The sequence below is a fragment of the Pseudomonas paraversuta genome, from assembly GCF_904063065.1.
Lineage (GTDB): Bacteria > Pseudomonadota > Gammaproteobacteria > Pseudomonadales > Pseudomonadaceae > Aquipseudomonas > Aquipseudomonas paraversuta.
The window spans coordinates 235,465-247,522 of the sequence record NZ_CAJFCL010000002.1; the positions used below are offsets into that span (position 1 = coordinate 235,465).

General features: G+C 58.0%; 11 protein-coding genes. 4 read left to right on the forward strand and 7 right to left on the reverse strand.

Annotated features, from left to right (window positions below; translation table 11 throughout):
• Positions 1–43 precede the first annotated feature (43 nt).
• The 4 genes from JQ845_RS04150 to JQ845_RS04165 all read right to left on the reverse strand — a co-directional run bounded on the left by JQ845_RS04150 (position 44) and on the right by JQ845_RS04165 (position 3,740).
• Positions 44–1,129 (reverse strand): polysaccharide biosynthesis/export family protein, encoded by a 1,086-nt coding sequence (locus JQ845_RS04150; protein ID WP_029612956.1) that lies wholly within the window; start codon positions 1,127–1,129, stop codon positions 44–46.
• Entirely contained in the window at positions 1,122–2,228 is a 1,107-nt protein-coding gene (locus tag JQ845_RS04155) for an ABC transporter permease (protein ID WP_010657292.1), read from the reverse strand. Before JQ845_RS04155 ends, JQ845_RS04150 begins: the two co-directional genes overlap by 8 nt.
• Before the next feature lie 54 nt (positions 2,229–2,282).
• Positions 2,283–2,879 (reverse strand): ABC transporter ATP-binding protein, encoded by a 597-nt coding sequence (locus JQ845_RS04160; protein WP_232286879.1) that lies wholly within the window; start codon positions 2,877–2,879, stop codon positions 2,283–2,285.
• Between the two features lie 69 nt (positions 2,880–2,948).
• Positions 2,949–3,740 (reverse strand): ABC transporter permease, encoded by a 792-nt coding sequence (locus tag JQ845_RS04165; protein WP_029612954.1) that lies wholly within the window; start codon positions 3,738–3,740, stop codon positions 2,949–2,951.
• Positions 3,741–4,607: 867 nt separating this feature from the next.
• Between JQ845_RS04165 and JQ845_RS04170 the strand changes: the two genes are divergently transcribed.
• Positions 4,608–5,036, forward strand: coding sequence for a LexA family protein (locus JQ845_RS04170; protein WP_003446004.1), 429 nt, complete (start codon positions 4,608–4,610; stop codon positions 5,034–5,036).
• Positions 5,026–6,300, forward strand: coding sequence for a translesion error-prone DNA polymerase V subunit UmuC (gene umuC / locus JQ845_RS04175; RefSeq protein ID WP_203008426.1), 1,275 nt, complete (start codon positions 5,026–5,028; stop codon positions 6,298–6,300). The genes JQ845_RS04170 and umuC overlap by 11 nt, the downstream gene beginning before the upstream one ends.
• A 1,070-nt stretch (positions 6,301–7,370) precedes the next feature.
• On the opposite strand, the gene JQ845_RS04180 is transcribed toward umuC, so the two are convergent.
• Positions 7,371–7,865 carry a DUF2938 domain-containing protein gene (locus JQ845_RS04180; protein WP_203008428.1) on the reverse strand — a complete coding sequence of 165 codons (495 nt, stop codon included), beginning with the start codon at positions 7,863–7,865 and terminating at the stop codon, positions 7,371–7,373.
• Between the two features lie 80 nt (positions 7,866–7,945).
• Between JQ845_RS04180 and JQ845_RS04185 the strand changes: the two genes are divergently transcribed.
• Together JQ845_RS04185 and JQ845_RS04190 are read left to right on the forward strand one after the other, a co-directional pair.
• Positions 7,946–8,350, forward strand: coding sequence for a helix-turn-helix domain-containing protein (locus JQ845_RS04185; RefSeq protein WP_003445988.1), 405 nt, complete (start codon positions 7,946–7,948; stop codon positions 8,348–8,350).
• 118 nt (positions 8,351–8,468) lie between these two features.
• A complete protein-coding gene (locus JQ845_RS04190; RefSeq protein ID WP_202210804.1) occupies positions 8,469–9,764 on the forward strand; it encodes a GGDEF/EAL domain-containing response regulator in 1,296 nt (431 codons plus the stop codon).
• Positions 9,765–9,785: 21 nt separating this feature from the next.
• Here JQ845_RS04190 and JQ845_RS04195 read toward each other — a convergent pair whose 3' ends face one another.
• Both JQ845_RS04195 and JQ845_RS04200 read right to left on the reverse strand, forming a co-directional pair.
• Positions 9,786–10,925, reverse strand: a complete 1,140-nt coding sequence (locus tag JQ845_RS04195; RefSeq protein ID WP_203008430.1) for a lactonase family protein — start codon at positions 10,923–10,925, stop codon at positions 9,786–9,788.
• A gap of 140 nt (positions 10,926–11,065) precedes the next feature.
• Positions 11,066–11,968: a LysR family transcriptional regulator gene (locus tag JQ845_RS04200; protein ID WP_003445985.1), complete on the reverse strand. Its 903-nt coding sequence runs from the start codon at positions 11,966–11,968 to the stop codon at positions 11,066–11,068.
• Between the last annotated feature and the right edge of the window lie 90 nt (positions 11,969–12,058).

Here is a 12,058-nt window from a genome sequence, read left to right on the forward strand (position 1 = left end):
GTTTTTCTTGGCAGTTAGAGGGCTAAAATGCTATTTAGTTCTATTACTTTCCAATTGTATTACCTAGAATTAAAGTTTGAACAATTGGCGAAATAACCTTTTGCCATTCATAAACAGCCGCATTGGTGACATAGATGGTGTCATCTGACTTGATCACCACTTGGCGAGCGTAGAAGATCGCTGCCGGGTCACGCATGTCGAGGCGCAGAACGGTAGGTTTGGTCTGGTTGCCTTCGCCCATGCGGAATATAAATACGCCTTCAGGGTTGGCACTGCCTTCTTTCAATCCGCCGACACTGCTCAGGGCATCCAGCAAGCTGGTATTTTGCGCTGGCAGATCTTTCAGTCCTGGCTCAGCCACGGCGCCCATGGCCACGAAGCGTTGACGGGCGCGTTCGAGTATGACTTCCGAGTTCGGACGCAGCACCATGTTGTTACCGGCCAGAATGTCTTCGTAGTTGAACTGCTGAACCTGGCTACCGGTACGCACGGTAACGTTGACCAGATGCGGTTCCAAGACCGGTCCGCCCGCCTGGTTGACGGCATCGAGCAAGGTCAAAGGCCCTTGCAGGGTACTGAAGCGCCCCGGGGATTTAACTGCGCCCGCAACCAGTACCGAGCCTGACAGGTCGCCAACCAGTTCGACGTGGGTTTGCACGTCGGTGGTCATGCCTTTGAGCTGCTTGACGATCAGTGCCTCAACTTGGGTGAGGGTCAGCCCTGCCACAAAAGGTTGGCCTACATAGGGCAGTGAAATCGTGCCCTGGTCGTTGATGCGTGTTTTAAGCTGAGTGCCGCCAGTGGACAGCGGGGCAAATAGTGCCGAGCCCTCCGGTGCGTTGTCGGTGATCAGGATGCTCAGGACATCACCGGGCATCAGTCGCGCCGAGGGGGCGAGCGGTTTTGCGATGTTGGCTTGCATCGGGCGCACGGCACCGCGCATATAAGGTGCGATGGTGTTGGCGTTGATCTCCACCAGATTGTAGGTCGTGTTCTCGGACTCGATGGCACCCTTGTAAGGGCCAGCGCCGGATATCACGCCACCGCAGCCCGAGAGACCGAGGATCGCCAGGGCCACTGTTGCCAGTTTCAGGTGGAACGAGTGGGAGACAGTAAGGGATTTAATCACGGTGATCCTCGATCGAAGCCAGGATGAAGCGGGTAATGCCGTACAGCATCAGTAGGCCAAGCAAGATTGTTGCCAGGTTATACAGGCGCTCTGGGTACAGTGCTTGTTGCGGGGTGTTCGGGCTTACGACCGTCACCAGGGTGCGAATTTTTTTGCTGGCTTCAATCCGTGCATTGTCGAGCGCAGCTACTGCGGTTTTGTAGCTGGCTTCGGCGATGCCTGCATCCAGTGTCAGTTGCTGGAAGGCTGAGGCGACTACGTTCAACTGGGAGCCGTCCGTTGACGACACCAGCAGGCGTTTTTCCTTGGCCAGTTGCTGGGCGATGGCGTTAACCCTTTGCTTTTGCTGTTTCACTTGCGGCGAATCGGCGCGAAGCTTGAACTGCATCTCGGTCAATACGGCCTGTTCTTTGGTGTGCTGAGCTTCGAGGTCGGCAATGATGAGGGCACGGCTTTGTGCAGTGTTTGCGCCATCGAGCACTTTGTTGGTGTTCTGGAAGTCGATCAGTTCGGCTTTACGATCGGCGTATTGAAGCCTTGCGGTCTCCAGTTCACTTTTGGCGAAGGTCATTTGTTCGCGGGCAATGCTGTGGCTGACTTCGTTTACGAAGTTCTCGCTGGCGGAAAGTATGGTGCGCAGCATTTGCTCCGAAAGCTCGGGGGTAAAGGCTTGCACTTCAACCCGCAACAGGCCGGTGGTTTCGTCGTAGTGGGCGGTTACCATGCGCTGGTAGTAGCTGAGCAGGTCTTCGCGCGAGGCGTCCTTGTTGAGCCAGAAGAACATGTCGCTGCGCTGGGCGGCATATTGCTCGATCCAGTGCAGGCGCTCTTCGAGCAACAGCATCATGTCCATTGATCCGATGTATTCACGCAGGTAGAGCGTCTCTTCCCTGGACGCGGGGTTGGTGCCGGTCAGCAGAGTAGCCAGGCCTGGCATGGCGGCGGCCTGGTTGCCACCGTCCTGACGAACAACGACCTGTGCGCTGCTGACATAGCGATCGGCGGCGAATATGCCGTAGTAAATGGCCGCCAGTACCATTGGCAAAATCACCAGGCCGATAGCCAGACGCCAGCGTCTGAGTTTACCCTTGCTGCTCATATGTGATGCATCCTTGAAGTCGAACGGTTCTGCTTTATAAAAGAGAGTATGAAGTCAGGCGTTGTAGGCTTTGATGCCTTCGGCTACGTCTTCGTAAACCTGGATCTCGCCATTGCGAACCAGCAGTACGATGTCGCAGATTTTTTTAACTTCATTCATGTTGTGGGTCACCAGCACGACTTTTGACTGCTGTAATTTTTCCTGGAATACGTCGGCACATTTACGTTTGAACTGTGCATCGCCGACGGACATCACTTCGTCGATCAGGTAGTAATCAAAATCGAAGGCCATGCTCAGGCCAAAGGCCACTCGAGAGCGCATTCCGGAGGAATAGGTCTTGATGGGCTCGTCGATCCAGTCGCCGATTTCGGCAAATTCCTGAACGTAGCGGATCTTGTCGCGCATGTCGTCGCCCATTGCGCCGTAGACGCGGCAGACAAACTTGATGTTTTCCCGGCCGGTCATGCTGCCTTGAAAACCGCCCGTCAAGCCTACCGGCCAGGAAATACTCCGGTCTGTAGCAACGGACCCGGAGTCAGGAATATCGGCACCGCCAAGCAGGCGCATCAGGGTCGATTTGCCTGCACCGTTGCGTCCGATAAGGCCGATATTCTTGCCTGGCGGAATCGACAACGAGAGGTTGCGGAACACATACCGACGTCCCTTCGGAGTCAAGTAGGATTTGGTAACGTTTCTAAGTTCGAACACGTTGGCCTGTACTCATCCGTTCTTCGTGGAAACCAGGTGCAAGCGGCGTGCGCGATAGCTACCCATGGCAATAAACAGCAGCACTATCGTGATGCAGATCACGTAACCTTCCGACACGCCATCCACGGGGGTGTAGTGCGGCAAGACCTCAGCGCGGATCAGCTCGACAATGTGCAGGAAAGGGTTTAGCAGCAACACCGGCATCATCGCTTGTGGCAGGTAAGCAGCAGGTACCAATACGCCGGAAATGAAATACAGCGGGAAAAAGGCCATGCGAATGACCACCTTCAGGCTGGGCAGGGCATGGGTGATCAATGCCAGCACCATGCCCAGGCTAAACGCAAACAACAGGCCCAGGGCCAGTGTCGCCACCCACATCAGCGGGTTGGCCACCGACATGTCGAAGCCGTACCACGCGAAAGCAAATACCAGAATCGCGTACACCGTGGCACTGATGCAGGTTTCCACCAGTACCCGGGCGACATAGGTGTCCAGAGGCTTGATTTGCTTGTAGCCGAACAGCGAGCGGTTTTCCCGCAGGCTGTCCATCAGGCGCAAGGCGGTGTTGCGATAGAGCAGGAAGGGAGCCATCCCGACCAGGACAAATACCGGGTACTCAACGTCAGCGACGGTACGCCCACGAATGATCGCGAATAAAATACTGAAGATAAGCAGGTGGCATATGGGCTCGACGAGAGTCCATACGGCGCCCATGCGGCGCACGCCAAAACGTGCCCGGGCTTCGCGCAGCACCAGGGCGAAGATCACCGATTTTTGAATCTGGAGCGAGGAACGAGGCTTCAATATGTTTACCGCAAAGCAGAGCCGAGCAAATGAATGCACCGGGGAATTCATTTTCAGGAAATGCAGAATCCCGCGCGGTAAAGCCGGGATCCGAGAGTCTTCCATGTTCTGAGGGCAGGGAGATTAATCGTTTCGTAGTATGAGCGTCAATAAAGAAGCGCCTTTGTATATAGGACAACTCCTAAATTTATGGTGAATTGCATATTAAAGCGGCGGGGGATTTCGCGAGACGCAAGGGATTATAAAGAGGTGAGCGCAATATCAAAAAGCCACTATCAGGGCTGGATTCGAGTTGTTTTTTCTTGAATTTATTGGGTGTCATTGCCCGTTTTGAGACAAACAGGTTTGCGCTGAGGCTTTGCTGTGTAGCGAAAGACAGTTCGGCTGCCGGCATGACTGCGGTCGCAGTTTTCACGGGTGCCCGTCTGTCAGTGAAGTTCCACGTTTTTATTGAGGTGGATCCGCCAGGCATTTATCAGGGCGCCAAGGAGGGTGACGGTGACGACAGTGCAAATAACGGTGATCCAGATCATTTTTGGATTCCTTTTGCTGTACTACCCGTATAACCCCCGAAAGTTACAAACTTGCGACAGCCCCTGCGTCTTGCTCCTTACTGAGGATAGACCGTCTGCGCGGGTATTTTTGCGTTTGCGGAAATGACAGCCCACAGCTGCTGTCTGCGGTACATGGAACCGTGTTGTGTTGGTCCCCCAGCAATCAATCTCAGCCGGGCCACTACGTTGCTTGAAAGCTGATGCCCGGGGTATAGCCATGATCCATCCGTCGAAATCTCGGCCTGTACAATTGACCGGATTCGCTCTACACAGTTAACTGTATATACATACAGCTAACTAAAGGGCGCGTGTCATGGGCTTCACTGTTTTGGGTCCTCTTGCTGAAGGTGGCATTCGCCTGCCGATGTGCTCGTTCAAGATTCCTGCCGGGTTTCCGTCACCGGCGACGGATCATATGGATAAGCAAATCTCGCTGGATGAAGTGCTTAACGTGCGGGCTCCGCATGTTTATCTGGTGACGATCGATGGCGACAGCATGCAGGGCGTCGGGATTTTTGCCGGGGATGTGGCAGTGGTTGACCGCTCCATCGAGCCTGCCCACGGGCATGTGGTGGTCGCGCTGCTCAATAATGATCCGGTCTGCAAGCGTCTGTGCCTGCGGGGCAAGAGGGTCATTCTGGGTTCAGAGAACCCCAGATACCCGGATCGCTATGTGATGGAAGGCGATGACCTTTCGATCTGGGGCGTGATCACCTATAGCGTGCGCAACCATGGCCATTAAGTGCGATCCGGTGTTCGCCCTGATCGATTGCAACAGCTTTTATGCCAGTTGCGAGCGGGTGTTTCGCCCGGATCTGGCGAAAGTGCCGATTGTGGTGCTGAGCAATAACGATGGCTGCGTCATCGCCCGCAGTTATGACGCCAAACCCCACATCAAGATGGGTGAGCCGTACTTTCAGATCAAGCACCGGCTGGAGCAGCTGGGTATCGTGGCATTTTCGTCGAACTATGCGCTGTATGGCGACATGAGCGAGCGGGTGATGAGCCTGATCGAGGCGCAGGTGCCGGCGGTGGAGGTCTATAGCATCGATGAGTGTTTTGCCGATTTGACCGGTATTGCCGATGCCAGCGCCATGGGTTGCCAGTTGCGCAGCCGTGTCCTGCAGTGCACGGGGATCCCGGTCGGGGTCGGGATTGCGCACACCAAAACCCTGGCCAAGCTGGCCAATCACACGGCCAAACGCTTACAGGAGCAAACCGGCGGGGTGGTCAATCTGTGTGGTGAGCATCAGCGGCACTGGGTATTGCGTAATACGGCGGTGAGCGAGGTGTGGGGAGTAGGGCGGCGTATGACGGCTCATCTGCAGGGGATGGGGATTCGCACGGCCATGGACCTGGCCAGCGCTGAGCCGTGGATGCTGCGCAAGAGGTTCAGTGTGGTAATCGAGAAAACCGCCCGGGAGCTGTCGGGCACGCCGTGCCTGGAGCTGGACGAACCTGATCCTCCCAGGCAGGAAATCTGCTGCAGTCGCATGTTTGGCAAGCGTCTGACCAGCGTGGCGCCAATTAAAGAGGCGGTGGCCACTTATATGATGCGGGCTTCAGAAAAGCTCCGCGCGCAGAACTCCTATTGCACCAAGGTGCGGGTAAGTATTCGCACGGGCATGTTCAACCCTGACGAAGCCAAGTATGCCAAGGGGGTGGTAGTGACATTGCCATACCCGACCGATGATGTACGGCTGCTGACCAAGGCCGCGGTTGATGCTGTGGATAGCGTGTTTCAGCCGGGTTTCAGGTACAGCAAGGCTGAAGTGATGTTGCTGGACCTGCGCCAGCCGGGAGAGTTCTCCGATGATTTGTTTGCGCTTAATCAGCCGGCGGAGGCGACCCGGGTGATGTCGGTGCTGGATGCGATTAATCAGCGTTGGGGCAGGGGCACGCTACGGGCTGCCAGCGTGCCGGTGAATCCAACCTGGGGCATGCGCCGGGAGTTGATGAGTCAGGGCTACACCACCCGACTGGATCAGCTGTGGCGGGTGTCCTAGGTGCGGCTCCCCGCTATCTGTTGGAGCTGGCTCGCCAGCGATGCAGACAACTCGACATACCTGCCGGACCGCGATGCAGACAATTCGACATACCTGTCGGACCGCGGCGCTGCCATCGCGGGCAAGCCCGGCTCCCACAAAGGGTGGAGTGGTATGGCTCCCCGGTACCTGTGGGAGCTGGCTCGCCAGCGATGCAGACAACTCGACACACCTGCCGGACCGCGGCGCAGCTATCGCGGGCAAGCCCGGCTCCCACAAAGGGTGGAGTGGTGTGGTTCCCCGGTACCTGTGGGAGCTGGCTTGCCAGCGATGCAGACAACTCGACATGCCTGCCGGACCGCGGCACTGCCATCGCGGGCAAGCCCGACTCCCACAAAGGGGGGAGTGGTGTGGTTCCTCGGTACCTGTGGGAGCTGGCTTGCCAGCGATGCAGACAACTCGACATACCTGCCGGACCGGGGCGCTGCCATCGCGGGCAAGCCCGGCTCCCACAAAGGGTGGAGTGGTGTGGCTCCCCGGTATCTGTGGGAGCTGGCTTGCCAGCGATGCAGACAACTTGGCATACCTCCCGGACCGCGGTGCAGCCATCGCGGGCAAGCCCGACTCTCACATAAGGATGATCTGTGGGAGCTGGCTTGCCAGCGATGCAGACAACTCGGCATACCTGCCGGACCGCGGTGCAGCCATCGCGGGCAAGCCCGGCTCTCACATAAGGGTGATCTGTGGGAGCTGGCTTGCCAGCGATGCAGACAACTCGGCATACCTGCCGGACTGCGGTGCTGCCATCGCGGGCAGCCCGACTCTCACAAAGGGTGGAGTGGTGTGGTTCCCCGGTACCTGTGGGAGCTGGCTTGCCAGCGATGCAGACAACTCAACATGCCTGCCGGACTGCGGTGCAGCCATCGCGGGCAAGCCCGGCTCCCACAAAGGGTGGAATGGTGTGGCTCCCCGGTATCTGTGGGAGCTGGCTCGCCAGCGATGCAGGCAACTCGGCATACCTGTCGGACCGCGGTGAAGCCATCGCGGGCAAGCCCGACTCCCACAAAAGGTGATCGGTGTTGGTTGCTGTCTTAGAGGTATTTGACCAAGGCCAGGCCGGTTATATACAGCCCAAGGCCGAAGGTCAGGTGGGTGACCAGGCTTCTTTGTCGCGCCACCCAGGGTTTGGGGGTGTTTGCAGCAGCAATGCCCATGCCCCAGGCGGGTTGCATGATCAGCCAGGGCGCAGTGACGCTGATGACGCCGGTAATCAGGGCGGGCAGCAGGCTCGGGTGTTGGAGCCAGGCGCTGCCGGCAACGGCCACCAGTGCTGCGGCGAAAATGATGCCGGTCAGGTAGTGAAAAACCCAGCCAGCAAGGCGTTCATTGCGCATTGGGGCGGCGGCTGCAATCGAGGTGTGACGGAATTGCCCCTGCAGCATATGCCCCAGCCAGCGGCCGACGAGCCGGTAGTCGAGGGACGGGATCTTGAAGGCGCGGGTTTTGATCGCGGCCACAAGGTCCATGAATAGGGTCGCGCCTATACCCAGGGCGGCTGCGTTAATAATGATTTCAACCATGGTCATTTCAATTATCCCTTGCCTGTCGTGTCTTCTGATTGCTTGAATTGACAAGTGTGCAAGTTCAAGCCGACTTGAGGTCAAGCATGAAAGAGCTGGTCATTGGAGAGGTGGTAAGGCGTTCGGGTGTCGCGGCATCGACTTTGCGCTACTACGAAGAGAAAGGGCTGATCCGCTCCATAGGACGACGGGGCTTGAGCCGGGTGTTTTGCGCGGATGTGCTGGAAAAACTGTCATTGATCGCGCTCGCCCAGTCACTGACTTTTTCACTGGATGACATCGCACATATGGTCAGCGCCGATGGCAGGCCGGCGCTTGATCGCGCGCAGCTGTTGGCAAAGGCCGATGAGCTGGAGCAGGTGATTGTCCGGCTCAGTGCCGCACGGGATGAACTGAGGCGTGCAGCGGTCTGCCCTGCGGCCAGTCATGTGGAGTGCCCGAGCTTTCAGCAGCTGCTGGAGACTGCCGCCAGGGGAGGATCAAAACATTGAGATGAGCCCGTGGAGTAATGCCCTCAAGGGTGCTTTACTCATTCTCTAACCGGCGATTCTCAACGATGGACAAGGCAGTCCGCGAGGTAGAAACAGCCTCTTCCCTTGAGGGCTTTACATGTCCACTGTGCCCGCCACACTGTTGATCGTTGACGATGAAGTCCAGATGCGCACCTTGCTCGACACCCTGTTGCTCAATCAGGGTTACTACACGCTTACCTCCAGCTGCGGCGCAGAAGCGCTGACTGTCGCACAGCAACACATACCGGATCTGATCCTGCTGGATATCAAAATGCCGGGCATGGATGGTTATGAAGTTGCCCGCCAGCTCAAGAGCAACAGTTTGACCGCCAATATCCCGATCATCATGCTCTCCGAGCCCGGGGATCAAAGTGCCCGCATCTCTGGCCTGGAGGCCGGGGCCGAGGACTTCCTCAGCAAGCCGGTGTCCAATACCGAACTGTGGGTGCGGGTGCGTAACCAGTTAAGGCTCAAGGCATTTGGCGACTTTCGGGTTGACCCTGTGCTGGAACGGCATGTTGAACGAGACTCCTCCGGGTCCGGTCTGAGCCACAAGGCCAGTACCGAGATCAACCGCACCAGTGCGATCGAGCATTTCACAGCGCTGGATATCGAGCAGCAGCAGATGCAAGCGGCATTGCGCGACGCGGTGCGCAAGCAGGCTCTGGATTTGGTTTACCAACCCAAAATCGGTCTGGCTGACGGTCAGATTTGCGGGGTGGAGGCGCTATTGCGCTGGTACCGACCGGGGCTGGTGACTATCTCGCCGGGGGTTTTTGTTCCCGTGCTTGAGAGCCTGGGGCTCATCTCCGAGGTCGGGCAGTGGGTCATCGACACGGTCTGCCGGCAAATTGCCAACTGGCAGCGCGCCGGTCTGGATGTGGTGCCGGTGGCGGTGAACGTATCGGCTCAGCAGTTGCTCGAGGGCGACCTGATCCATGACATTCAGCAGTCCCTCGGCGCGCACCGGGTTGACGCCAAATGGCTGGAAGTCGAGCTCACCGAGAGCTCGCTGATGGTGAATACGCCGCGCACCATCGCCAGCTTGTTAAAACTCAAGGAAATCGGGATCAACATCTCCATCGATGACTTTGGCACGGGCTATTCGAGCCTGGCTTCGCTGGTGCGTTTTCCCATCGACAAGCTGAAAATTGACATCTCCTATATCCGCGAAATCACCCGTAACCCGCAGGATGCAGCGATTGCCCGCACCATCATTGAACTGGCCCGCAGTCTTGATATGAAAGTCATCGCCGAAGGCGTGGAAACCCGCGATCAGCTGGCGTTTTTGAGCGACAACGGTTGCGACCAGTTGCAAGGGTTCCTGTTTTGCCGGCCGTTACCCGCAAGAGAACTGGAACCCTTGTTGCGTGAACCCCGCAGCTTTATCTGAAGGCTCGCTGCCCGGGCAATATCAGGGGTAGCTCACCACCTGCACCCAGTTCGCGCCCTTGCCCGAAGGTGCAGTGGCGTGGCGCGAGAGGGTGCCGTCTTCAGGGTTAATGGCGTACACCCCGACCTGCGGGCTTTTCTCCCCGCTCACCAGCAACCATTGTCCCGAGGGATCTAGCGCAATGCCCCGTGGTTGTTGCTCGACTTTAATGTTCTGCACAAAGCCGGGCAGCCCCGTCTTGCTGTCGATGGCAAACACGCTGACCGTGCTGCCAGTGCGCTCGGAGGTGTAGAGGTGGCGTGCGTCCGGGGTCAGCTTGATATCGGCGGCCCAGATCAGATTGGACGCCAGTGGCGGCGGGGTCGGCTGGCCGGGTTTGATCATCGGGCGGGCGACACCGCGTACCAGGCCGGAGTCCGCCGGTATTGCACTGACATCGCCGAGCTCGGTCAGGCGTCCGGTTTTCGGGTCGATGGCAAAGGTGGTGACGCTGCCGGCCATTTCGTTAAGCAAATAGAGGAAACGGTTGTCTGCCGAAATCACTGGATGACGCGGACCGCTGCCTTCAGGCAACTGAACCTGACCCAGGGGCGTGAGTTTGCCGCTGGCGGCATCGAATTTGAACTCCAGCAGGCGATCGGCGCCCAGATTGGCGGCGTACACGAAACGGTTGGTGCCATCGACAATGATCGAATGGGCGTTAGGCCCGGTCTTGATCACCTGCTGCACGTCATCGGTCACGATGCCGTCGGCATTGATCATATTGACGCTGACCAGATCCTCGCCGTACGAGGCGCCAAACAGGTAATGGCCGTTCTTGTCGGTCGAGATATAGGCCAGGCTGTCGGCCACGGTCGAGTTCTTCAGGTGCTTGAGTGCACCGTTTTCAGGATCGATGGCGAAGGTGGCCATGGCATAGGGTTTGCCGCGAATGGACGCATAGAGCTTGCTGTGATCGGGGCTCAGGGCCAGGGGCATCACCCCCGGGCCGGCTTCGGTGGTGGCCAGGGGGTGCAGTTGACCCTGTGCAGTCAACGTATAACTGCTCAGGGTGCCATCGGTGGCGTTGGACACGTAGACATAGGTACTGGCCCAGCTCAGCTGAGTCAGGCTCATAAGCACGGCGCCAGTCAAGGTTTTCAGGGGCGTAGCTCGCAGCATCAGAAGGTTTCCTTATTGTTGTATGTTGTCGTACCTCTTTGTCGGATTGTTAGGTGGCTATCATTGTCCTGTCAATCAGTTTATGGGTGCTTGCGGTGCCCGTCAGGGTGCATCGCCGGTAGCGTCTTGTCCCTCAATGCCTACAGGCCCCAGCCGTCCCGCGCTGCCCGCCGTATCCCTTCCAGCAACATCGCGAATGCCGGGTTGTCATTGTTTTCGCGCCAGATCAGATGCAGTTCGCTCTGCACCCCTTCGCCCAGATCGATATCGCGAAACACCACATTCTTGAACGCCACGCTGGAGGCGCAACGCGGCACCAGGGCCAGGCCCATCGCCGCATTGACCAGCGCCAGAATGGTCAGTGACGAGCCCAGCCACTGCACGTACTGCGGGGTCACGCGGGCAGAGCGCAGGGTGCCGGTCAGCAGTTCGTTGAAGGGCGGGTAGGCGGCATGGGAGTACATCAGGAAGGGCTGTGCATCGAGGTCTTTGACATTCACGCTTGCAGCGCTGGCCAGTGGGTGGCTGCCGGGCACCGCCAGCACGAACGGCTCGCGCACCAGGCATTCAGTGGCGTAGCCGGGCTCCAGCAGGGGCGCGCGGGCGATGCCAAGGTCGATGCGCCACGCGCGTAACGCTTCATGTTGCTGATAGGTGTTCATCTCTGACAGATCAATTTTGACCTGGGGCTGCTTGAGCCGGGCCTCGGCGATGACCTTGGGCAAAAATTCATACACTGCGCTACCGACGAAACTGATATTGACCGTGCCAATGTCGCCTTCAGCGAAGCGCCGCGCGGTGATCGCAGCTTGTTGGGCGCGTTCCAGCAAGTTCTGGGCTTCGATGAAAAATGCCCGCCCGGCAGCGGTCAGGGCGACGCTGCGGGTGGTACGGGTGAACAGCTCGACTCCCAGGTGATGCTCCAACAGTTGAATCTGTCGGCTGAGGGGCGGCTGGGTCATATTCAGCCGCTCGGCGGCACGCCGGAAGTTGAGCTCGGTGGCCACCGTGGTGAAGCAACGCAGTTGGGTCAGTTCGAACATTGATCTAATTCCGGTATCAATCCAGTGCCAAGTTAGATTAGACCGGGAACAATGTCCGCGTCCATGATCGCCCTGTCCCTAAAAAAACAA

Excerpts from the sequence above, each read along its gene's own strand:
- JQ845_RS04190 (WP_202210804.1), top strand. The coding sequence starts at position 8,469 with ATGTCCACTGTGCCCGCCACACTGTTGATCGTTGACGATGAAGTCCAG.
- JQ845_RS04200 (WP_003445985.1), bottom strand. The coding sequence starts at position 11,968 with ATGTTCGAACTGACCCAACTGCGTTGCTTCACCACGGTGGCCACCGAG.
- JQ845_RS04180 (WP_203008428.1), bottom strand. The coding sequence starts at position 7,865 with ATGACCATGGTTGAAATCATTATTAACGCAGCCGCCCTGGGTATAGGC.
- JQ845_RS04185 (WP_003445988.1), top strand. The coding sequence starts at position 7,946 with ATGAAAGAGCTGGTCATTGGAGAGGTGGTAAGGCGTTCGGGTGTCGCG.
- umuC (WP_203008426.1), top strand. The coding sequence starts at position 5,026 with ATGGCCATTAAGTGCGATCCGGTGTTCGCCCTGATCGATTGCAACAGC.
- JQ845_RS04195 (WP_203008430.1), bottom strand. The coding sequence starts at position 10,925 with ATGCTGCGAGCTACGCCCCTGAAAACCTTGACTGGCGCCGTGCTTATG.
- JQ845_RS04170 (WP_003446004.1), top strand. The coding sequence starts at position 4,608 with ATGGGCTTCACTGTTTTGGGTCCTCTTGCTGAAGGTGGCATTCGCCTG.
- JQ845_RS04155 (WP_010657292.1), bottom strand. The coding sequence starts at position 2,228 with ATGAGCAGCAAGGGTAAACTCAGACGCTGGCGTCTGGCTATCGGCCTG.